The organism is Treponema sp. OMZ 805 (assembly GCF_050937395.1).
Lineage (GTDB): Bacteria > Spirochaetota > Spirochaetia > Treponematales > Treponemataceae > Treponema.
This window is the reverse complement of record NZ_JACCLP010000005.1, coordinates 40059-64111: the sequence shown is the minus strand read 5'-3', so window position 1 is coordinate 64111 and position 24053 is coordinate 40059. Positions and strand designations below refer to the sequence as shown.

At 46.7% G+C, this 24053-nt stretch carries 16 protein-coding genes; 6 read left to right on the top strand and 10 right to left on the bottom strand.

Going from position 1 to position 24053, the window contains the following annotated elements:
• Positions 1-98: 98 nt before the first annotated feature.
• From HGH47_RS05685 to HGH47_RS05675, 3 genes are all read left to right on the top strand, one after another.
• Entirely contained in the window at positions 99-1073 is a 975-nt protein-coding gene (locus HGH47_RS05685; RefSeq protein WP_212566105.1) for a metal ABC transporter solute-binding protein, Zn/Mn family, read from the top strand.
• A 202-nt stretch (positions 1074-1275) separates the two neighbouring features.
• A complete protein-coding gene (locus HGH47_RS05680; protein ID WP_212566106.1) occupies positions 1276-2640 on the top strand; it encodes a Na+/H+ antiporter NhaC family protein in 1365 nt (454 codons plus the stop codon).
• A gap of 103 nt (positions 2641-2743) precedes the next feature.
• The gene (locus tag HGH47_RS05675; protein ID WP_212566107.1) at positions 2744-4078 is read left to right on the top strand and encodes a tetratricopeptide repeat protein; all 1335 of its coding nucleotides are present in this window, start codon (positions 2744-2746) and stop codon (positions 4076-4078) included.
• Between the two features lie 482 nt (positions 4079-4560).
• On the opposite strand, the gene murJ is transcribed toward HGH47_RS05675, so the two are convergent.
• Complete coding sequence (gene murJ, locus HGH47_RS05670) at positions 4561-6147, bottom strand: murein biosynthesis integral membrane protein MurJ (RefSeq protein WP_212566108.1); 1587 nt, start codon at positions 6145-6147, stop codon at positions 4561-4563.
• Positions 6148-6267: 120 nt separating this feature from the next.
• Positions 6268-7815 (bottom strand): phenylalanine--tRNA ligase subunit alpha, encoded by a 1548-nt coding sequence (locus HGH47_RS05665; protein WP_212566109.1) that lies wholly within the window; start codon positions 7813-7815, stop codon positions 6268-6270.
• Positions 7816-8061: 246 nt separating this feature from the next.
• Between HGH47_RS05665 and tyrS the strand changes: the two genes are divergently transcribed.
• Entirely contained in the window at positions 8062-9291 is a 1230-nt protein-coding gene (tyrS, locus tag HGH47_RS05660) for a tyrosine--tRNA ligase (RefSeq protein WP_212566530.1), read from the top strand.
• 54 nt (positions 9292-9345) lie between these two features.
• Here tyrS and HGH47_RS05655 read toward each other — a convergent pair whose 3' ends face one another.
• From HGH47_RS05655 to HGH47_RS05620, 8 genes are all read right to left on the bottom strand, one after another.
• Positions 9346-9759, bottom strand: coding sequence for a bacteriohemerythrin (locus HGH47_RS05655; RefSeq protein WP_212566110.1), 414 nt, complete (start codon positions 9757-9759; stop codon positions 9346-9348).
• Positions 9760-9868: 109 nt separating this feature from the next.
• Positions 9869-12625 carry a helicase-related protein gene (locus HGH47_RS05650; RefSeq protein WP_212566111.1) on the bottom strand — a complete coding sequence of 919 codons (2757 nt, stop codon included), beginning with the start codon at positions 12623-12625 and terminating at the stop codon, positions 9869-9871.
• A 41-nt stretch (positions 12626-12666) separates the two neighbouring features.
• On the bottom strand, positions 12667-13953 hold the full coding sequence (gene murA / locus HGH47_RS05645; protein WP_253676282.1) for a UDP-N-acetylglucosamine 1-carboxyvinyltransferase: 1287 nt from the start codon (positions 13951-13953) through the stop codon (positions 12667-12669).
• 57 nt (positions 13954-14010) lie between these two features.
• Positions 14011-14274, bottom strand: a complete 264-nt coding sequence (locus HGH47_RS05640) for a hypothetical protein (RefSeq protein ID WP_212566112.1) — start codon at positions 14272-14274, stop codon at positions 14011-14013.
• Between the two features lie 15 nt (positions 14275-14289).
• On the bottom strand, positions 14290-14883 hold the full coding sequence (locus HGH47_RS05635; RefSeq protein WP_212566113.1) for a hypothetical protein: 594 nt from the start codon (positions 14881-14883) through the stop codon (positions 14290-14292).
• Between the two features lie 57 nt (positions 14884-14940).
• A complete protein-coding gene (fliD, locus tag HGH47_RS05630) occupies positions 14941-16920 on the bottom strand; it encodes a flagellar filament capping protein FliD (RefSeq protein ID WP_212566114.1) in 1980 nt (659 codons plus the stop codon).
• A 257-nt stretch (positions 16921-17177) separates the two neighbouring features.
• Positions 17178-18035, bottom strand: coding sequence for a flagellin (locus HGH47_RS05625; protein WP_212566115.1), 858 nt, complete (start codon positions 18033-18035; stop codon positions 17178-17180).
• 281 nt (positions 18036-18316) lie between these two features.
• A complete protein-coding gene (locus HGH47_RS05620) occupies positions 18317-19177 on the bottom strand; it encodes a flagellin (protein ID WP_212566116.1) in 861 nt (286 codons plus the stop codon).
• Positions 19178-19621: 444 nt separating this feature from the next.
• Here HGH47_RS05620 and HGH47_RS05615 point away from each other — a divergent pair, with 444 nt between their 5' ends.
• Positions 19622-20728, top strand: a complete 1107-nt coding sequence (locus HGH47_RS05615; protein ID WP_432910899.1) for a tyrosine-protein phosphatase — start codon at positions 19622-19624, stop codon at positions 20726-20728.
• A gap of 261 nt (positions 20729-20989) precedes the next feature.
• Positions 20990-23905, top strand: coding sequence for a VCBS repeat-containing protein (locus tag HGH47_RS05610; protein ID WP_212566118.1), 2916 nt, complete (start codon positions 20990-20992; stop codon positions 23903-23905).
• The last annotated feature ends 148 nt before the right edge of the window (positions 23906-24053 follow it).

Sequence of the window (24053 nt, the reverse complement as noted above, 5' to 3'; positions counted from 1 at the left end):
TTAATTAGTTTTTATGCTTATTTGCTACTTGCAAACTTTTTGCATTTGTGTATACTTGCAACCGATTTGCAAGTAGCATTGCAAGAGGAGTTTTTTTAATGAAGAAATTGTTTTTTACAGCAGTTTGTATGATGTTTTTCGGCATCGCCGCGGTAAATCTGTTTGCCGGCGGAAAAACCGAGAAAAACATGGAAGGCAAAGTTGCCGTTGCAGCAACCTTTGATGCGATGAAGGAACTCACGGAAATCGTGGGTAAAGATAAGGTGTACGTCCATACGATTATTCCGCCGGGAGTTGAAGCACACGATTTTGAACCAAAGGCAGGGGATTTAAAGTTCTTAATGCAGGCAAAGGCTGTCGTTTACAACGGGTTCGGTATGGAACCATGGCTTATGGATGCTCTCCATGCGGTGAAGCAGGATACGATAAAGACTATCTGTGCAAGTAACGGTATTAAACCGATCGAACTCGCAGAAGGACACCATCATCATCACCACCACCACGAAGATGAGCACGATCATGATCACGACGAGCATGACCATGATCATGATGACGACCACGAAGCGGTTGATCCTCATGCGTGGTTGAGCCTTGAATCCGCTAAAGTGATGGTTAAGAACATCGCCGACGGTTTAAGTGAGGTAGATCCTGCAAATGCCGCTTTCTATAAGGCGAATGCCGCAACTTTTATTGCGAATGCTGATGCGCTTTTAGCAAAATATCGCAGTAATTTTGCGAAGGTAAGTCATCGCCGTTTTGTCGTCGGACATGCAGCGTTCGGATATCTCTGCAGAGATTTCAACCTCGAACAGAACAGCGTCGAAGATGTATTCTCCGCAGGCGAGCCGAGTGCACAACAATTAGCAAAATTAGCAGATTATTGTAACCAATATGGAATTAAAGTTGTTTTCTCCGAAAATACGGCAAGTCCGCAAGTTTCGGCTACCTTAGCAAAAGAAGTCGGAGCTTCGGTGCAAACAATCTATACGATTGAGTCGGCTGAGGATGGTTTATCCTATACGGAACGGATGACCTCTAATATAGAAAAAATTTACAAAAGCCTTGCAGAGTAAGCTCAAACCTTACGTGCGGGCTTAATACAAACAACAGTTAATCCCGGTGATAGTCATTGTACGGCCTTTACATCTCTCCTTTAGCCGTACCGTGATTATCACCTTTTTTTTGCCCTGAAGCGATTGCCCTGCAAGCTCATATTTACTTATTGACAGGCGCGTGTCTCTGCATAATAATAACGGAAAGGAACGTAGAAGACTTATGCTTGAATTATGTATTCTATTGCTGTTTTCCGTCAGTTTAATTATCTGCGTTATTCTTCACTATTCAATTTTATACGCGCTGATATTCGGCTATGCGCTCTTCTTTGTATTCGGCCTTATCAAAGGCAAAACGTGGAAGGAGATGCTCCGCTATTCCTTTCGCGGTATTCTAACCGTAAAAAATATTCTGATGATTTTTGTGTTGATAGGCTGTATTACTGCAATATGGCGTGCATGCGGCACCATCGCCTTTATCGTGTACTATGCCTCTCTGGTTGCGGTGCCGCAGGCTATGGTGTTGCTCTGCTTTTTACTATGCTGCTTTGTATCGTTTTTGATGGGTACCGCCTTCGGAAGCGCCGCCACCATCGGTGTTATTTGTATGACATTAGCAAATAGTATGAATATTCCCGTTATATACTCTGGAGGGGCTGTTATTTCGGGGATATTTTTCGGAGACCGCTGCTCGCCGATGTCGTCGGGAGCGCATCTCATCAGCGGATTAACGCATACTGATGTCTTCAATAATATCAAAATGATGGTGAAAACCGCACTTATCCCCTTTATCGTAACAGCTGTTCTGTATGGCATCATCGGGATTATCATCAATCCCAGTGCGGGAAATAGTATTATTGAGACTATCATTAATTCCGGCAGAGAAAGCAATATGACTTTCCGTATCTTCACCGATTATTACAACCTTTCGCTTTTTACGACTATCCCTGCCGTTATCATCATCCTTTTTTCGTTACTTAAAATCGATGTAAAAATAACGATGGCGATAAGCTGCCTTGCAGGGTTGTTCTGCGCCGGATTTTTGCAGCATATACAGGTGGCAGAGCTGATAAAAATAGTCTTTTTCGGTTTTCATCCTCAAGATACGGAACTGGCAAAACTTATGGCCGGCGGAGGGATTGTTTCGATGATACGGGTATTTGCAATTATCTGCATTTCGTCTTGTTATTCGGGAATGTTTAAGGGAACTCATTTTTTCGATGGAATGCAGCGAATTATGCGGTGGCTCAGCAGCCGTATTACCGTATTCGGCAGTGTTCTTACCGCCTCCGTATTTGCTTCGGCGATTGCCTGCAATCAAACATTAGCCATTATGCTGACTCATCAAGTTTGTGATGATTTTATAGAAGATAAAAACATCCTTGCATCTTACTTGGAGAATACCGCCGTTGTCGTAGCGCCGCTGATGCCGTGGTCGATAGCGGTAAGCGTTCCGTTGACTTCAATCGGCGCACCTGCAACAGTGCTTTTAGCAGCCTTTTTTCTTTATTTAATCCCGCTGTGGAATCTTTTTCTTGAAATTCGACAATCGAAAATATTATCAAATCTTGAAGAGTGCAGAAGTTAAATTCTGGTGAATATCGTACGACACCGCACACGTAAATAAGCAATATTTCAGAAACTGAGCTTGTCTTGACAGTTATCCAAATAGATAAGATAATACAAACAGTATGTCTGTTGTAATTATCTCTCTTTTCATCATTATCGCAGTTGTTGCGGTCGTAACGGTTGTTATGACGGGGTTCAAAGGCCGCGGAACGTTATCGATCGGCAAAAAAAACAAGGCTGCAGTGATACGCGAGGCAACGAAACGGCTTGCGCAAAATCCGAATGACAGCGCCGCACTTTTAATGGTCGGAGATATATACTTTCAGGATCAAGACTGGGAAAAAGCCTATGCTTCTTATGCGCCGCTGTTGGATCAGATGGGCGGGCGTGTTCCATCGGAGCAATTTGAAATCAGCTTACGGTACGGTATCAGCGCACTGAAAACAGACCGGTTTGTAGAGGCGAAGAAAGGGCTTTTACTGGCAAAAAATATCAATCCCAACCATTTCGAGATAAACTATAATCTCGGATATATTTACTATATTCAAAAAGAATATGAAAAAGCGGTTCCGTTTTTGCGGAAAGCGCTACTCACTCAGCCCGATAACGTGATGGCGTTAAAGTATCTTGGTTATACACTCCAAAGTTTACGCAAATATCAAGAGGCGCTCCCCAGCTTAAAAAAAGTATTGGATGTTCAGCCTGATAATAAAGATGCGCTTTTTGCGATGGGGGAGTGTTTTTATGAAGTCGGCTCAAATGATCAGGCGTTAAAGATATTCACTCATTTGCGGGTATCCCCCGAAGTGGGGCCGCGTGCTGCGCTCTATGCGGGTTTAATACGGATGCGTGCAGGTCAATTAGAGAAGGCAATTGAAGATTTTGAAATCGGCCTAAAGCATGACGGCATCCCGTTGGATATTATGAATGAGCTGCGCTATAATTTAGCCGCTGCGCGGATTAAAACGCAGGATTTACAAAAAGCGCTGATTCAATTAAAAGAAATTCAGACCGTCAGTCCGGGGTATAAAGATGTCGCTTCTCTTATCATGCGGTATCAGGAATTAAATCAGAATAAAAACCTTCATACCTATTTAATGTCGGGGCAAAGTGAATTTGTCGGATTATGCCGCAGAATCGTTTCACGATTTTTTCCGAATGCTAAGGTCAAAATACTTGATATTAGTGTTCTTGCAACCTATACCGATATCGTTGCTGAAATTGATACGCCTAAATGGGCGGATCTTGTAATATTCCGATTTTTCCGTTCCCAAGGTTCGGTCGGTGAACTGGTACTGCGCGACTTCCACGGGAGAATTAAGGAGATGAAGGCGGGGAAGGGAATCTGTATGACTGCCGGTACCTTTACGGAAGAAGCCCGCCGCTTTACCGAAGGCCGCCCGCTGGATCTCTTTGATAAGAACCGCTTGAACAAAGTCTTAAACGCAATCGGGTAGTTTTCAAGACAAAAAACTGTCGCTTGATGTGTGCGCTTTTCGCGCACGAATGCAACAGTTTCAAAAATTCATATTTTGTTCAACAGTTGCATTTTACGGAAACAAAACTTCGCACATTTTTTCTAACAGGTGCTAAACGCATTAGACAGATTAGATAAAAATCGCAGAAAAATTGAGGCTGATGGTTAAAAATAATTTTTGCGTTAGCCTTTTGAAAAGAGGTGAGGCAGATACGAGGCATGAACAAAAATTACCCACAGGCGTGCTTTTTGCACGTCGAGGACTAATTTTTGTGAAATAACGAAGTAGATACCCGCATATTTTCAAAAGGAAAGGTTGAGCAGCCACAATCATTCTGCGGGGAACACGAACATTGTACTTCCTTGTACAATGTTCGTGTCAAGTTTTTCTAGCAAAAAACTTGCTGCTGATTAGTATCACCGCCATCCGTGGCGGATATGAAAAAATAAGGCCTAATGCGTTTACCGCCGCCGTATTTTTTGTACGGCAGTCTTTAACAAAGAATCTCCCGTTATGATGAGCAGTGTTAAAATGATCAGTGCAAAAAGCGCGGCGCTGATAAAGAGCGGAAGTCCCTGTGCGATAATGCGGGGGTATGCCGCTAACGGATCGTAGAGCCATTCGCCGAAAAAATACAGCGGGGCGGCGGCAATCAGCGAAAAAAGCAGCATCTTAACGGTAAAACCGGTTGCCGATACAAGCAATGTACGCACATCGATTGAATCGCTTTTGGTAAGAAAATACAGCAGAAGACCGGTATTAACGGCGCTCGCAACGGTCAGTGCCAACGCAATACCGCCGCCTTGCATAAAACCTGCCAGAGCCGCCGCAAGCACAATATTGATTCCGAAACACGCAATACCTGCAATCGTGGGACGTTTGGTATCGCTTTGTGCATAAAAAGCCGAGGTTAAAATCCTGTTTAATGCGATAAAGAACAACCCTGCGATATGCCACTGAAAGGCTTGCAAGGTGAGCCGGACAGACTCCTCGGTAAAGCGTCGGCTCTTATACACCAAAATGATGATATGTTCGCCCGAACAGAGCAGGAAAATCGTTGCAGGGACGGTTACGAGCGCAATAATCTTTGCGGCATTCAACAGCAGTTTTTGAAAGACTTCCCATTGCTTATTAACCGCATGGGCTGAAAGGTCGGGCAGAATAACCGTGCCGACGGAAACGGCGAAGATGCCGAGAATCAGCTCTTGTAAACGGATTGAATACTGCAAACTTGCCGCAACCCCGACTCCGGAGTATGTCGCGAGCGCTGTAGAAACGAGGTCGTTAATCTGATACACCGCCGTTCCGATAAGCGTTGGCACAATCAGCCGTAGTATTTTCCGCGCTCCGGCATTATGTACACAGCGCCGGAACGGTATCAGCCTAAACGAAAAGCCTGCGCGCAGTACAAAGGGGAGCTGAAATAGCATTTGGCAGGAGCCGCCGATTACCACGCCGATCGCCATTGCAAGAGCCGGATTGCCGCAGGGCTTTGCGAGTACAAAGGTACAGCCGATAACGGACAGGTTAAACAAAATCGGCGTAATTCCCGTCGGTAAGAAGCTGCGGACGCCGTTCAATATCCCCTGAAAGAATGCCGCAATGGAGATGAGCAGTAGGTACGGAAACATGATGCGCGTTAAGAGTACCGTTGCGGAAAAATCGGCGATTTTCGGAAAAAACACCGCAATAATCAGACCGCTGCACAAAATCCCGATGATGACGGTACCCGTTACGGCAAAAGACAGCATGGTGAACGTTGCGGAAAGGAACTCCTTCATCGCCGCCTTTGCATCCGGCACATTGCGCTTCTCATCCTCCAGATAGGTTTGGAAAGTAGGAATAAACGCAACGGTCATGCTGTTTTCGGCAAAGATGCGCCTAAGTAGATTGGGAATCATAAAGGCAACGGTAAAGGCGTCCGCGAGGGGGCCGGTGCCGAGGAAGGCTGATTTGGTCATTTCCCGTATCAGCCCTAACACCCGCGACATGAGGGTGAGTACGGACAGGCTAATACCGCTTTTCAGTAAAGATGATGTTCGTTTCATATATGCTATATGCGATCGGTAGGGGGCGCCTGTGTATCAGGGGACTTGAGCATCCGAGTATCAGGGTACCTGAATGCCTGTGCCCTTGAGTATCCAGCAGTTGCTTACTGATACAGCAGTCTATCTGCGGAGCCGGACGCCTTCGATATCGGTGCTGAACAACTCGCGTAAATCGTTGAGCCCCAATGCCATCAGCGCCATACGGTCAATGCCGATACCCCATGCCAGAACAGGAACGTCGATCCCCATTGCCTTGGTAACTTCGGGGCGGAAGATGCCGGAACCGCCCAGTTCAAACCAGCCGAGTATCGGATGTTTGATATGTACTTCTATAGAAGGTTCCGTAAAGGGAAAGTACCCGCCGACATACTTCACTTCGGTGGCGCCGGCAATTTCGACGGCAAACATTTTAAGGATACCGAGCAGCGTTCGCAGGTTGACCTGTTCGCCGAGGACGATACCTTCTGTTTGGTAAAAGTCGGAAAGGTGCGTTGCGTCTACCTTATCGTAGCGGAAGCAGCGCGCAATACCGAAGTATTTGCCCGGGATTTTTGCCTTTGCCAGCTGATGAGCGGACAATACCGTGCCTTGACTGCGGAGTAACAGCTGTCGGGTAAAATCGCGGTCAAAGTGATAGTTCCAGCCGCGGCTGCCGCTGTCCCCGCCCGTTTCGTGAATTTCCGCAACACGGGAAAGGAAGGGTTCCTCGATAGCTTTGGCGTGCGTGGGATTTTTTAGGTAATACACATCGTGAATGTCGCGGGCGGCGTGGAACTGCGGCATAAAGAGCGCATCGGAGTTCCAGAAATCCGTTTCGACGAGTGGCCCGTCAAATTCCTCGAAGCCGAGGGAGGTGAGCTTATCTTTGACACTCTCCAAAAAATCAACGTAGGGGTTTGTCCTGCCGGGGATAACGCGGGCGGGAGGCAGCTGGATATTGTAGCTACGGAAGGTTTGCGTTTTCCATGCGCCGGTCTTGAGACTTTCAGACGTCAGCTGTCCCGTTTCGTCGCCGGTAATACCTGCCGCATTCAATGCCTTCTGCACTGCGGCAACCATATCCGTAAAGGCGTAGACAATCTCGTCCCGTTCAATAATCTTGAATGCGGCATCCGCAGCGCCGCGTTTTTTCGCTATATCGGCAATGCAGTTTTTTTCGTCCTCCGTTAAAGAGTCCTCAGGCAGACGGCAGTCGGCAGCCTCTGCTGCACGTTTCAGCAGCGCTTTTTTCAATAGAAAGTTTTTATCGTCAGGTTCTTTTATATATACCGCTTTTTTTTCATCATTCATCGCGGCACAGCCCGTTTTAGAAAGCTCCCCGAAGGAAGAGCCGACATCCTTATTCTGTAAACCGAGCTTCTGCGCAATTTCAGGCAGCTTGAGTGGTCCTGCTTCCTTCAACAACAAGATAATCCGCTCGGCAGGCAATCCGTTTTGTGCATAGTCTTTGCCCAGCTCCGTCAATTCGTAGACAACGGTTGTCTTTCTCGTTTTTTCTTTTACCAATTCCTTGAGCTTGAGCCACGAAAATGCCTGATTTGCATGACCTTCTTTATACTGCAAAACCTCTTGCAGTTTTTTCGCATATAATCCTTCGCCTATCTTAAAGTTCTTTAATACCTTGATTTCAAGCGGGTGCAGATTTTTTAATACCGATTGAATATCCATAACGGCTTCCCCCTTTTTTTCATAAAACGGCTAAAATGATACCTCATTTAACGATTTTAGTGAATAGGACGAGTGAGGTTTGCAAAGCAGATGGAGAAACGCTTAGATAATTTTTAATTGTGGATTTATGATGTGAATTATCGAAATCATACGTTGAGCATTTTCAGAATCGAAAATCGGCTTTTGTACCGCGCAGTCCTGTGGTCAAAAGTTGCATTTATTTATAAAAAAGGGTATTATCCGGTTATGAATAGAGCTTTACAGACGTTAATAGACCGTGGATTTTTTCAGCAATGCACTGATGTGGAAGCGCTATCCGCGTTAATGGATAAAGGACCGGTTACGTTTTACACCGGTACCGACCCAACCGGCGGCAGTTTGCATATCGGGCACCTCGTACCTCAATTTGCAGTTCGGCATTTACGTGATGCGGGGCATATCGGTATTGCGCTGCTCGGCGGCGGTACGGGACGCATCGGCGACCCTTCGGGGAAGACTGAGATGCGCAAAATGCTGGATTATCAGCAGCTTGATGAAAATGTTGAAAAGATAAAAGCACAGCTCGACCGCTTTATCGGTTTTGACGGGAAAACCGCCTTTCCCGAAAATAATAAAAACTGGCTGGCTGATTTAAACTATATCGATTTTCTGAGAGACATCGGTTCCTGTTTTTCGGTCAACAAGATGCTTTCGTTTGAGGCATATAAAATACGGATGGAAACGGGTTTGTCTTTCCTCGAATTTAACTATCAGCTGTTACAAAGTTACGACTTTTTAATGCTGCATCAAAAACATCACTGCTGTCTGCAAATAGGGGGAGACGATCAGTGGGGCAATATCGTTGCAGGGGTCGATTTAGTTCGCCGCAAGACCGGTGATGAGGTGTTCGGGCTGACTTTCCCCCTCATTACCCGCAGCGACGGTAAAAAAATGGGAAAGAGCGAAAAAGGCGCACTCTTCCTAAACAAAGAGATGACCCCCGTGTTCGACTTTTTCCAGTATTGGCGAAATGTTGACGACGCCGACGTGCGCCGTTTTATGCTGCTGTTTACCTTTTTGCCGATTGAAGAGATTGACCGTATCTGCGCCGGCAATATCAATGAGGCGAAAGAGCGGCTTGCATGGGAAGTTACCAAAGAGATACACGGGAAAGATGAAGCAGATATGGCGCTTGCCGGTGCTAAAGCTGCATTCGGCGGCGGCGGCGATAAAAGCGCAATGCCGACCGTAGAAATGAACCGTACCGTTTTTGAGCAGGGGATTTCGATTGTCGATTTATATGTGCAAAGCGGTTTATGCGCCACCAAGAGCGATGCCCGCCGTTTAATAGAGCAGGGCGGGGCGCTTGTTGCAGGTGAATCGGTTACTGACTTTAAGGCGGTCATTACCGCCACCGCCTTGGATGAAACAGGAGAACTCATTCTCCGTGCCGGAAAGAAGCGGTTTAGCCGTATCGTTACCCGCTCAGTTTGTTAATATGCGAAAGGCTGTCCTAAAAGTGAGCAGCTTTTAAGACAGCCTTTTTCTGTTTTATTTTTTAAGTGAGAAGTAATAGCGTGCCCATGCTTTATCATCGATTAAGATATGATTAAACAGCCAGTCGCGTAAAAAGCGGACAAATGAGTTGGGCACGAGTTGTTTACCGTTTGTATAGGCGTTAACTGATTTTAAAATTTCTTTAACGAATAACTCATGTTTTTGTTTGTGTTCTTTTAACCCCGGATAATTGATTCCTTCCATTATTGCTTCTTCATCTTTAAAATGAATCATTACATAGTCTACCAATTCTTTCATTACATCTCTAAATGTCTCTTCAAGTTCTGCTTTTTCTCCAAGGCAGGCATTATATAAGCTATTGATTAAATCTACTAAGTGGCGGTGCTGTTTATCGACGCTCGGAACTCCCACATCATAACTGACATCCCACGAAACAAATTTTTCCATTAGAGACTCCTCGTATCCGCAACTATTACACATTTTACCGGCGATGTAAAGACCGTCTGACATAGTGTCCTGACAGAGCAATCGCATCAGACTGATACAGTTTTTTTGCCTATATTAGTTTTGCAATTTTGCTGTAGAGACTATTAACCGCGGCTGTTTGCGCTTCATCCAATCCTGCACCGGCGCTGTCGATGAGCTGCTGCAGGGAAGCAAGGTTTTCGTGCAATGCAGTGTGAAAGCCGCGTGAAGTTTTCAGCCAGAAAGTACCGTTGCCGTCGTTGAACAGGGTGATAAAGCCGAGCTGCTTGCTCTTCTGCTTTGCCGCTACCGTGCGGAAGATAAGCGGCAGCTGCTCCAACAGGGCTGTGGTGTCATCCGGCAGCGTAAAGTTCTTGGTGCGTGGAAAAGGCGTTTCCGAATCAAGAGGTTGCAGCGGAAAGGCTTTGGCAATGCTTAATACCAAGCCGAACTTTTCTCCGGCGAGTAGCTCATAGCTGCCGAAGGTGATTTTTGCTCGCAGGTTTTTGAGTTGTTCCAGCCGACCGTCATATATAATGCTGCCAGAGACTTCCATCGAAGCATCGCCTTGCATATTCCAATCGGTATTCGGCTTGCCGGATCCTTGCAGCTGCCGCTCCACCCGCAGCTGCTCCACCGTATGCCTGAACTGCTCCCACGGCAGTAAAAGCTGCTTTTTCCCTTTCATCTTTTGTACGATATACGGGGTGCCACAGATGGATACTGTTTGCAGCTGTTTTTCAGCTGCGGTACCGACACTGCCGGTTCCTTTTCTGCCTGCGCTTTCCGATGCTGCTGCGGAGTCGTGTGGCACACCTCTTCCTGCACTGCCGGAGAGCTTTCCGACCGCACCGGCTCCCAGTGCGTTTTTACTGCCGCCTTTGCCGCTGCCTTTTCCAGTTCCGCTTGCGGCTCTATCAGTCTTACCGCTACCGGCTTTTGCCCGCGTTTGCTGTGCTGCTTTTTTGTCGAGGAGCGCAGGGGCAACAAGAGCTACAATGTCTTTGGAAAGGGGTGAAACCGACATAGCATACATCCGTGACGTACGCACAATCTCCCCCGCAACGATAAAGGGCTGATGCTCCTTATACATACAGGAACCCGGATGGATGGAAATCTTTTCGGTGGTAAGGCTGCGATATACGTCCCGCCCCTGTGCAGCGCACACAAATTGAATCATACCGCGGGCAACCGCCGTCAGATAATCCGCCGGTTTTCCGCCGGAGAGAATCGGCACGCCCATATCGGAGACAATCAGCTCCAACTGCTCCTTGATATTGGCAATTTCCGCCATAATCCGCTCGTCGAGGTAAAAGCGTTCACAAAAGCGCTTTTGGTTTTCCGCTTGCATGTACTGCCGATAGACCTTGAGGAAGGACACAAAGTCTCCAAGCGGATCGCGGAATGCTGCATGGGCTTTTCTCGCTTCAAGCTCATGCCCGTCGGGGAAGAGGAAGGGACTGCGTGCCGATAAAAAGCCCGCGGCAATCAATACATCCTCAATCGATTCGGGATAATAGAGTACCGCCTCTACAATCATACGGGATTGACGCGGGCTGAGCGGGAAGAGGCACATCATCTGCCCGATTTTACTCAGGCTGTTATCAGGTTCCAACGCGCCAAGCATATTGAGCGTATCTACCGCACCGATAATGCCCTTCTTGCCGGGAGGGGAAATAAAATCGAAGTTCGCAAAGTCGTAGATCCCCAGCTCCGCCATCCGCATCACCACCTCCGAAAGATCAGTGCGGTAGATTTCCTCCGTGGTGTACATAACGCGGGTTTCAAAATCCTTGCGGGTGTAGAGGCGGTAACATACCCCCTCCTGCGTCCGTCCCGCGCGTCCCCGCCGCTGATTACACGATGCCTTCGACACCGGCGCTTCGTCCAAGCTCGACGTGTAGGTAAAGGGATTATAAAAATTGAGCTTCGATAAGCCTGAGTCGATAACGGCGGCAATATCGTTGATGGTGATAGAGGTTTCGGCAATGTTCGTTGCGATAACAATCTTCTTTTTCCCGAACGGCGGGGACTTGAACACCCGTTCCTGCTCTTCCTTGCTCAAGCGCCCGTACAGCGGCAGCGGGTAGAGCTTGCGGAACCATGACTCATGCGAGAGCCGCTCGATGCAGTCTTTAATCGCCCGCTCGCCGGGAAGAAACACGAGGATGGCTCCGGGGCGCCCCTCGCTTAAAATCCGCCCGACAATCACCGCAATTTTATCGAGTAATGCTGTTTCCGCAGCGAGCGTCTCTGTGGAGGCGGTGATGGCAGGCGGGTCAAAGATGAGGGTAACCGGATAGGTCATCGCATCGATTTTAATCACCGGACATTCGTTAAAATACATCGAAAACATATCGGTATTGATAGTCGCCGATGAGATAATCACCTTAAAATCCTGCCGCTCCTGTAAAATCCGCTTGAGCAGCCCGAGTATAAAATCGATATTCAAACTGCGCTCGTGCGCTTCATCTACCATAATAACGGAATACTTGCTGAGCCATGGGTCAAGTTTAAGCTCCTGCAAGAGTATACCGTCAGTCATTATCTTTATCTTTGTGTTCGGCGAGGTATGGTCTTCGAACCGCATCTTGTAGCCCACTGCATCGCCGAGCGGAACCTTCAGTTGATGTGCAATAAATTCGCTTACCGAAAGCGCTGCAATCCGCCGCGGCTGGGTAACCCCGATCATGCCGGTTTGCGTATAGCCCGCCTCATGTAAAATAACCGGCAACTGGGTAGTCTTACCCGATCCGGTAGGGCTTTCAACGACAATAACCTGATGCCGATCCAAACTCTCTAAAATCCGTGCCTTTTGTTCATAAACAGGCAGCTGTGTATATTTCATAATCGGGAAAAGTATAGCGCAGTTGTTATTTGTGTGCAATGTTATACGCAGATAGGCTTGCGTTCGATCTGTACGCCGAGCGCTTTAAACCGGTCGACGAGGTGTTCGTAGCCGCGCTCGATTTGGTACACATTGCGGATAAGGCTTTCACCGCGGGCGCAGCAAGCGGCAATGACAAGCGCCATTCCCGCGCGTACATCGGGAGAGACCAGTTCAGAACCGTGCAGGGTACTGGGACCGGTAACGACGGCGCGGTGCGGGTCGCAAAGCGTAATACGTGCACCCATACCAATCAGTTTATCGACAAAGAACATTCGTGATTCAAACATTTTTTCGTGGATAAGCACCGTGCCTTCCACCTGTGTGGCAATAACCGCCATAATGCTGGTAAGATCGGCGGGGAATCCCGGCCACGGCGCGTCATCGATTTTCGGAATCATACCGCCGAGGTCGCAGTTTACCTTTAAACTCTGCTGTGCGGAAACAATAAGGCTTGTGCCGTCGATTTCCCAACGGATGCCCAGCTTGTTAAACGCAAGCTTTATCGGCCGCATATCGGGCGGATTGATATCGGTAATGGTAAGCGAGCCGTGTGTTACCGCGGCAAGCCCGATAAACGATCCGACTTCCATATAATCCGCACCGATGCGATATTCTGCGCCGTGCAGTTGCTGCACTCCTTGAATACTAAGAATATTAGACCCGATACCGCTTATCTTTGCTCCCATTGCGTTCAACAGTTTGCAGAGGTCTTGAATGTGCGGCTCGCTTGCCGCATTGGTGATAACGGTTTCACCCTCGGCGGTTACCGCAGCCATCACTGCATTCTCGGTAGCGGTTACGGAAGCCTCATCCAAAAAAATATCCTGCCCGATGAGCTTATTTGCCGTAAATAAAAAATGCCCGTTTATCTTTACCTGCGCACCGAGTTCTGTTAGCGCCAAAAAGTGCGTATCCAACCGACGTCGCCCGATAACGTCGCCGCCGGGCGGTGTCATCATAACTTTTCCATAACGCGCGAGCAGCGGCCCCGCAAACAAAATAGAAGCCCGAATCTTTTGTGCCAGCGGCGCCGGTACTTCATAGCCGGTTACGGTTTTTAATTGCAAGGTATATTCGTTTTGAGCAAGTTTAGAGATTGTTCCCCCAAACGATTTGAATATCTCAAACATTACAAAGACGTCTTCAATTTCAGGGAGATTTTTTATGGTAACAGGCTGATCGGTAAGGACGGCGGCGGCAATACAAGGCAACGCAGCATTTTTATTCCCGCTTGCCTTAACGGTACCCTTTACGGGGAAACCGCCTTCAATGTGATATTCATACATGAGCTGCTCCAAACATAATATTCTACCCTGAAATCGCCCCACTCGAGGCTTCTTTTCCTAAAGCGGCAGAGCGGAGGAAGTAATTAAATGCTGTATTTTTTCTTTTAATGCAAGACGAATCGGTAATATAGGGTAGTCCGGTTTATCGATAAGCTGTACGAAGAGTTGTTGCTGGCCGATAGGATTGACTTCGATTAAAAAGCTTATTTTTCCTTTTTGCTCTCTTTCTAAAATATTATAAACGGCGGTAGCCTCAAACTCCTCCCGATAATAAATAAGAGAATTCTTTTTTTCAATATCGATAATATCCTCTACAAGCACTGCTTCCGTCTCCGTCTAATTTAGGATTGATGATACCCCATTTATCAAAGTTTTGACAAGGGGAGCTAATTCATATTCGGCTAAATCGCCGACTTGAATAATATCTTTTTCTTCTATACTTGATACGATATCATGCAATAGCGCTGTTATTTCTTTCTGATACTCATGAACCGATTTTTCTTCAATTTGTATATCGATGGGGAGTTCCGTTACATCGGATAAGAGTAATGATCGATACAATTCCTTGAGTTTCTCCGAAAAAGTTCCAAGCAAATTTAAAACCTGCATATCTTTTCCGGTCTGCATATACACCGGAATCTGCTCAAACTCTTCCGCATAGCCGGACAGTTCTTGTGTCAAACTCTTCATGTAATTACGAATTTCCGTTCCGGAAAATGTTGAAAGCTCGATCGTAATATCGCTATCAGCCGGCTGTTTAAAAAGCAGATCAAGCTCTTGCGAAGTCAATTCTTTTCCATCGACTGCAACTTGTACGATTGTTTCATGTTCACGGCAACACGCTTCTTCAATGCTGCCTAACACTTCGCCAACGGTCTTTTCATTTTCAAGTGTATACGAGAGTTTTTCGCCGTTAATTTTTATTACCATTTATCGTCATACTCCTCACGTGATTATCGTTTCGGCAATGTCGCGGATTATTCAGCGCTAGTTGTCAGAACCGCCTTTATTTTGTCGGCTGAAATTATTGATCATATCCGACTGCTTTTGCAAATTTCGCAAAGTTCCGTCCATATTCCCATACTTTTGCCGCAGCTCCAGCTCCTTTTTTTCAAGAGCCTTATCGTACCGCGCGATTTTATCCTTGCTCGTCTTAATTTGAGCTGCCAATCCGTTTGTTCGCGTAGAAAAAATTCCGCCCCGCTGCACATATGGATCTATCTGTTTAAATACCTGAAACGCGACGCCGTCATCGACAAGCACATCATTATCGGTATCATATCCGAAAAGGTAACGGACATCTTCCATCGAATTTTGTAAAGCCTCATCAAGTTTTTTTTCATCGATTTCCAAATATCCGCGGAGCCGCGCTTCATTAAGGCCTGAGCTTGTATCCGATTTTGTCGATATGCCGATTTGCGATAACGTCCGTATTGGGGTGTCTGCATTTTTACGGTATACATTTGCAACGATTTGGCGCAGATTATTTTTTAAAGCGGACAGCGTCGTATCCCCGAAAAGAGCGCCGAGATTTTCTTCCGCCGTTTTACGCTCATCGTCGGTAAAATATTCGATTTCATCGATAACCGCTTGCTGGTTGCTCGTTACAATATTGATTTCCGCCAAAAGCCGGTTGTATTTTGCGACAAATTCGATAATTGCATCCTTTGCCGGTTGAGGATCCGGTTTAATACTGATACTTTCCGGTTTATCGGTCTTATCCTCCAGTTGGAGCGTTACTCCCGGAATAAGATCATCGATTTTATTTGTGCTTCGCTTTACAGGGATGCCTTCAAAGGTAAGAGCTGCCTCCTGTGCCTGCGAGACGGGATTAACCGGTATGTATTCGCCTGTCGCTTTAGGATCGTATACTTTGATCTGCGTTATTGATACGCTTTTATCTGTGTTATTATTATGTACGGTGAGTCCGGTAATATCACCATATTCGCTCAAGGGGATACTGAAGGTCTGCGTTTCTGCCGTATCGGCTAGTGCAGGCAACGGGATAAGCGTTCCACGCGGAGAAACTAATGATAGTACATTATAATCTTCCACAGGGGCAGCGGTTTGTTGATTTAACCCAAGAGTTTCAGGCAGGATACTTGAATCGCTCGGCGCATTGGTTACGGTTACGCCTTTATACGATGCGGAACCGACTTGTTCATAAATCGATTCTCCGCTGGGGGCGGATACTTCTCCTTGCGCGGAAGGCGAAGCATCTGCATCGGTATTGTTTTGCAAGGATACGGTATATTCCAATACATACTGCTGTGAGCCGCGCACCGGTTTGGAAAACATAATGCGTTCTGTTGTCTGTGCAGGAATTGCAGCCTCTGTTTTTTCGGCATCCACTGCAGGACGGTCGTTCTTTTTTATCAGACCGTTTTCGAGCGCAAAGGATAAGGCATCATCGGAAAACTCCAGCTTATTGGCTTCCCCCGTTAGCTGGGATTCAAAAAGCAACGAAACGGCACTGGGCGAAGTCTTTATTTCCGAAATTCTGAGAATATCTTTTCCTTTTTTATTAACGGCATCGATAAAACTTCGGTATTTTCCGCCTTGCCAATTCACCGAAAATTTTTTTTCGCCGACAGTAAAGGTGTAGAGCCCTTTCGGAACTTGAAAGTCTTTTGATACTTCTTGTGATAAAAAAGAATCCGCTTGGGCAATTTGATTGATGGAGATTTTAAAAGTCTGTTCGCGGGCATCCCGTGAAGCGGTTGCCGTTACCGCTCGTTCATTGGAAGAGGTAACGGTTTTTTCTACAAAGGGATTGTTAAATGAATAGAGTTCCCGTGTCTTTTCGCGGATTTCGGTAGAGAACTGGTTTATTTTTCGCCAAATAGTATTTTGCCGTTCATATTTTTTTAAATCTTCAGCAGCTGAATCGCGCGGGGCACGCTCTTTTTTCATCAGCGTTTCAATGAGATTATCATATTTACCGGCTCCTATGCCGGGAATATTCATATCGGACACTCTAACCCCTTTACCGTTAAGCCGGATAAAACTTATCTACTATCATTGTCGGCTGTAATACCAATAATCTTTATGGAATCAAATGAGTTACGTGATTTACATATTTTTAGATAAAAAAAGGAAGAAGAAGGGCGCGGCTTCTTCTTCCTTTTAAGTCGTGGAAAAAGAGATAACATCCAGAAACCTCTTTTAGTCAAACCCTCACTGTTGATTTAGGTTTGCGTTATTTCCCCGATTTTTTTTGAGCGCTATTGAAGGAGGCGGATAACCGACTGGGGTTGTGTGTTCGCCTGTGCAAGCATTGCGGTACCTGACTGCATCAAGATTTGATTCTTGGTGTACTCAACGATCTGTTTTGCCATATCAGCATCGCGGATGCGTGATTCAGCAGCCTGCAGGTTTTCAGCAGCAATTGCAACGCCATTGTATGCAAGTTCGAAACGGTTCTGGTATGCACCGAGGTCTGCTCTCTGCTTGTTGATCTGCTTCAATGCATTGTCGATAGTACCGATGGCCATATTAGCACCTTCTACAGAAGAGATGGTGATCATATCGCCTTCACCACCCTGCATACCACCGATAAGACCGAGAGCGGTAGCAGTCATTGTGCCGACGAAGAGCTTTTCAGACTGATCCATGTTCGCACCGACATGCAACTGCAATTGATTGTCAGCTGCATCTCTTGCAAAGCGTCCGGTAAGCAAGTTCATACCGTTGAATTGGGCATGGCTTGCAATGCGGTCTACTTCATCCACAAGTTGAGAAACTTCAACCTGAATTTGCATACGATCTTCTGCAGAGTAAATACCGTTAGCGGCCTGAACTGCCAACTCGCGTAAGCGCTGCATGATATCGGTGGTTTCAGCTAAATATCCTTCTGTTGCTTGGATAAAGGAAACACCGTTCTGTATGTTCTGACCTGCTTGATTTAAACCGCGGATCTGGCTTCTCATTTTTTCGGAAACTGCAAGTCCGGAAGCATCATCGCCTGCGCGGTTAATGCGCATACCGCTGGAAAGCTTTTCTATGTCTTTTACGATGCTGGTCTCGACGATACCTGTGTTGCGCTGTGAATACATAGCGCTCATGTTGTGGTTAATAATCATATAACCCTCCTTGAAGTCTGCTCCCGGCATCCATGCCGGAAATGGTCACTGTATAAAAACATTACGGAAATTGGTTGCGCCTTTCCTTTCTGTTTTTTACACAGTATTATTGGCTTTCGATGTACTAACCGAAGACCAATAATACTGTTATACAGGGCTTCTTAAGGGTATTTTTCAAAGATCATGTTAACGGGATACCGGAGACATCCCGCCGGTTCTCGTTATTACAGTGGTAAGTATACCCTCTTGCCGAAAAAAAGACAAGAGAGTTACGCAAGAAATTACCGTAATAATGAGAGTACAAGCTGGGTATTTGAATTCGCCTGCGCCAACATTGCCGTGCCGGACTGTGTGAGTATCTGATTTCTCGTATACTCAACCATCTGCTTGGCCATATCGGCATCACGGATACGTGATTCGGATGCCTGTAGGTTTTCTGCGGCAATATCGATTCCAACAACAGTCATTTCCAGTCTGTTCTGGTATGCGCCGAGGTCTGCCCGCTGCTTGTTGATTTTCTTCAATGCCTCATCGATTGTACCGATGCTGTGATTGGCTTCTTCTGCGGTTTCGATCGTCATCGTGCGGTTATCGCTCAGATCACGCACGCCGAGGGCATGAGCCGTCATAGTACCGATGTACACGCGGATGCGCTGATCCATGTTGGCGCCAATGTGGAACCACATTGATGCTGTTACAGCGTTTTCGCCGCCTTCCCGTGCGAAGCGTCCGGTCAGCATATTCATACCGTTAAATTGAGCGGAACTTGCAATGCGGTCAACTTCGGCAACAAGCTGGGAAACTTCGACCTGAATTTGCATCCGGTCTTCCGCGCTGTAAATGCCGTTTGATGCCTGCACCGCCAGCTCGCGGATACGCTGCATAATGTCAGTCGTCTCCTGCAAATACGCTTCGGCAACTTGAATAAAGCTGATTCCGTTCGATGCGTTTGTCGAAGCTTGATTTAAGCCGCGGATTTGAGCGCGCATTTTTTCGGAAACTGCGAGACCGGAAGCATCATCACCTGCGCGATTGATGCGCATACCGCTGGACAATTTTTCGATGTCCTTACCGATACGTACACCGGTAACGCCCAATGTACGCTGTGCAAACATTGCACTCATGTTGTGGTTGATAACCATAGCATTTCCTCCATGAAATGTGGTACTGAAAAGCATCCGTGCTTTTCAGGAAAATAGAATATCTCCATTTCTTTTATCGGTGGTATAAGCTGAAAACTTTAGCCTTTTTGCAAAATTTTTTTAACATTTTATATGGGAATCTCTAAAAACCTCAAACCTATCGGCTTGTTCTGTAAGGAAGTGATTTATCATATCCGCAAAAGCGGATTGCGAATCAGTTTTTTAGAGGTTCCCGTGTGTTTTTCAGTAAAAGAGCAGGCAGCTTAGATGGGGAGATTACATTCGCTAGAACGAAGACTATATCTTTTGAAAAAAGGCGGTGCAGAGGCGTCGGTTATTTTCAAAAGTCTTGTTTATCGCCCCATTAGCATATATACTTATAGTATATTATTAAGAAAGAAGTTTGCACTTTTTCTGCGTGAGGCTTCAATTTTTGGAGGTTTTATGATTCACAAACGTTTTATGCGTCTATCGATTGCATTATTGTTCAGCCTTTCCGTGCTGATGTCATGCGCTACTACGGACAGCGCACGTATGCAGGAGCCGGTATATGAGCCGCTGCAGGGAACCGTTTCATCGGTTGACAAGTACGGTAACCTTACAACGGACATTACCGAAGCGGCTTTAAAAGAAAAAGGGTATGAACTCGGCGATGTGTTGCTCGCAAAGCTGGGAGACAAAACCGTAACAGCTCCCTTTGTTGCAACCTATAGCGACGTTAATAGAGGGGATTATCTGATTAGAATGTCACACGGATTTACCGCTATCGCGATGAGCTATGATAACTGTAGCGGCAAAACCGGTGCAGTCGAGGGAACTCCGGTAACACTGTCTCTTCCCAAGAAAGGCGCCTATTTACAGGAATATGAAATGCGCCACTTGGTTAAATCGGAAAAACGTGAGGATTATGCTTCCGATGCAATATTCGCAAACTTCCGCGCCGTTCAAGCGGGTTCTATTGCGTCCAATCGGCTGTACAGAGGATGCAATCCGGTACTCGGCGATGCCCGCGCCCCGTATGCGGCAAAGCTCGTTGAAGAAGCAAAAATTATAACCGTTATCAATCTTGCAGACAGCGCCGAAAGCATGGAACCGCACCTTGCTGCAGCGCCTTACTATCAGCAGCTGGTAAAAGACGGACAGGTTATCACCCTTAATATGGGAATTGATTTTAACGATCCTGCATTTATCGCGAAACTGAAAGACGGGTTGATCTTTATGGGACAGCACGAGGGACCGTTCTATGTTCATTGCAACGAAGGAAAAGACCGCGCGGGTATGGTTGCCGCCGTACTAGAGGCATTGATGGGCGCCACCGTGCAGCAGGTTGCTGACGACTATATGCTCTCATACATGAATTACTTTAACGTCAAGAAAACCGATGCGCGATATCCGGTAATTGCGAAGATTATCACCGATATGTTCGTAAAGATGAACGGCGGCAAGGCTATTACCGATGCCAACTTAAAATCCGTTACGGAAAACTACCTGACCAAAACGGTTGGTCTAACCGCGCAGCAAGTAAACGCGCTCAAACAAAAACTACAGTAACGAAGCGATCTGAGCAACCGCATCGGAAATATTTAAAGCAGTTGCCTTCCTTTTGTGCGAAATTTTGACAAAATTTCGCACTCTTTATCCGAGAATAAGGGTAAATGCATTAGGCAAATGAATCAAACTCCGCAGAATATAGGGAGCGGAGCAACCATTTGAGACGCAACGCGGCGAAACTCTGGTTGTGCAGCCCCCTATATTCTGCGGGCGTGTCTTACAAAGAACCTAAGGCGTTTACCCTGCAATTAAGGAATACCTATGGATACCGACGATTTAAATACCAACGAACACATTCACTCAGCAGAAGGGCACGATATGCCACCCGCTTCGAACCTCGATACGGAGATACGCCCGGGTACCACGGCAAGCGGTACCGCCGAAATGCTGCCTAATATGCAGCCTATTGAAAACGAAAACGCTGACACGGCAGGCAGTCATCCGGCAGAGCGGCAGACGGTAGCGCAGAACGCCGATACGGTACAAGCCCCTCCGTCTCCGCCCACGAAAAAAAAGCGGAAAAAGAGCGGATTTTTCAAAAAAGTCGGTATCTTTCTCCTCGTCCTTATTTTGATTATCCTGATTCCGCTTGTCGGGTTAATCGGATATTCATTGATAAACCGGACGAATCCTGCGCGGCATATTGCGGATGGATACTATGCAGCGGTTACCATTCGCTCTGCAAGTGATACGCTGCAAAAAGGACTGTACCTTAGCGCTGTCGATTCGCTCCTTTCCTCGCCCGAAACGGCAGCTTTACAGGGCAATCTCCGTGCGCTGCGATCGAATACAACGCTCCAATCGAGTTGGTTTAAGCGGCTGCTGAACGTCCCCGTGAACATTGCTGTTTATGAAGGCAGTAATGCCGCGATTGTTGCGAATATCGGTATCCGCTCTGCTGCCGTTCAGCTGCTTCCCCTTATTAGTGCCGTTAAGCCGGAACTGTTTGATTCGGTGCCGAACCTTTCGCAAACCGAATTTGACATCAACGGCAGCGCAAAAAAAGGCTTTCTCTTTGAACTGACTCAAGATCAGCGGCTCTACATCTGTTTTTATAAAAATCTCATGGTTGCCACAACCTCGGAAGATTTGCTGTATTCCTGTTTGGCCGAAAACTCAGAAGCGAGCGGTAAACGGCTGACTGCGCTGCTGCGGGATTCAAATCGCGGAGCTATCAGTGTCTACGCGGAACCGTCGTATTTTATTTCCGGTATGGCAGCAAAACGAGACATCGTCGGCAACATGATACGGGAACTCGCCTTCCCCGATCCGGCAGCGCTCAACGTCAATTTTGACGAAACAACCGTCTCTCTTCACAGCATTATCAATTGGATCTCGGAACGAAACGAGGTAAATGCCATCCTACAGCGGCGCTCAACCCTGCCGGCTATTTTATCTCGTCTGCCGGAAGGCGCCGTCTATGTGACGCTACTCAACCTTGGCGATCCCCAATTTCTCTACGAAAACACCAAAGCTTTTTTCCCTCCGGAACTAACGAAGAACTTCAATTCGGCGGATAAAAATAGTAAATTCTTTTTTAACAAAGATTTGAATCAACTTATTTTTGACTGGATGGGCAGTGAAATCGGCGTATTCGGGCATCGGGATTCTCAAACGCCTGTTTTCTTCATTTCGTTAAAGGATGAGGCAAAATGCCGCTATCTGTTGGAAGATTTGTTTAGCACGATATTCATCGATCGCAGCACTGCTGCGGTAGTCGACGATAACCGTATCCCGCGGATTATCTTCCCCTCGTGGTTGTCAAGACTGCTACGAGCCTTTCAAATCGATCTGCCGGAACCATTCTATATGATACAGGACAGCTATTTGTATCTTTCCAATAGTGCTGAAGCGCTCGGAATGTGCAAAAAGGAAACCGATGCTGGTAAGCTCTTGGTAAAAACCGATGAATGGAAGAAAATTGCAAAATCCGTTTCCGCCGAAACGTCTTTCTTGGTGTACTATTCGCTGGATCGAAGTATTCCGTTTTTCTTGGAACAAAATGCACTGCTAAAAACCGCTTTTAAGAATTACGGTAAAGGCGTATTATCATTGCGTTTTGCAGCTGATCGCAAAGTTCATTTGGATTTCTATACGCAGAAAACCGATGCGCGCAAATTGGAAGAAATCCCCTCATTTCCGCGGTCTCTTTCTCAGCGGCCCGAAACCGATATTATCTGCACAAAGTCCGCGGACAATATTCCCTATATTTTTTGGACGAACGGTTCGAATGTGCATGGCATGAATCTTTTAACCGGAAATGAGTCAACGCTTTCGCTCGACGGAAAAGCGGGGATTGCCGCCGAAATAAAACACTCAAAGCTGCAAGCGTTGTGGGCTGTTTCCGCCCGCGGTTCCATCTATCGGGTAAATGAAAACTTGGAACCCTTTGCAGGTTATCCCATACTGACGGCGGAAAAACTCCTCCCCAAACCGGCTACTTTTAACGGCGGCATCGTGGCTCCGCTTTCTTCCGATTCGACGCTCCTCTTTGCCGACGCAACGGATAATTGGTTTATTTCTGAGCCGATGAACGCGAAATTGCGAACTGCCCCTATTATATGGAAGGCTGGGGTCGCGGCGCTTCCTCGTTCTTTTGAAAGCAATCTGTACTTGTTTAATAACGAGGGGAAAACCGTTGAAGGGTATCCCATTGAACTTGAGGGCATCTTTGCCGCAGCGCCGGTATTCTTTGAAGAAACAAAGGGAAACTACGCTGTCGCTTTTGTAAGCGAAGACGGTAGATTTTCTATCCGCAGCTTATCGCAGGATTATGCGGAGACCGCCTCGTGTGATCTTAACACCGTATGTAAAGCGGATTTGGCGTATTCGGCATCGTTGCGGGCGTTTTTTGTGGTTTCTCAAGACGGCCACCTGTTCAAATTCAACACCGCCGGTGCGATAATAGACTCATTACCGTTAAAAACAGGCGCTGCGGATGATTACCGCATCACCTTGCTCGATGTAACCGGCGACGGTAAAGATGAAATCTTTGTTTCGGGAGGCGGCAATGCACTTTACGGCTTCACCTCCGGCTTTGCTCCGCTGGACGGTTTTCCCCTTGCCGGTACGGGAACGCCGTACTTACTCGATATCGACGGAGACTCGTTCCCCGAACTGATCACACACGGTATCGACTCAAAAGTTCACGCATATCGGGGAGCGGTACTGAGGTGAAGCCGATCTGCGTCTGACAAGGTGTTCCTAAAATTCAGCAGGCAGCTCTAAAAACTCGGTTTGATTTTTAGGAACATCCGTCGATTTTATAACTGGTTTCTTGAATCACTTGCCGGTTTACCTTTTTTTTTGTATTTTACTATCATAT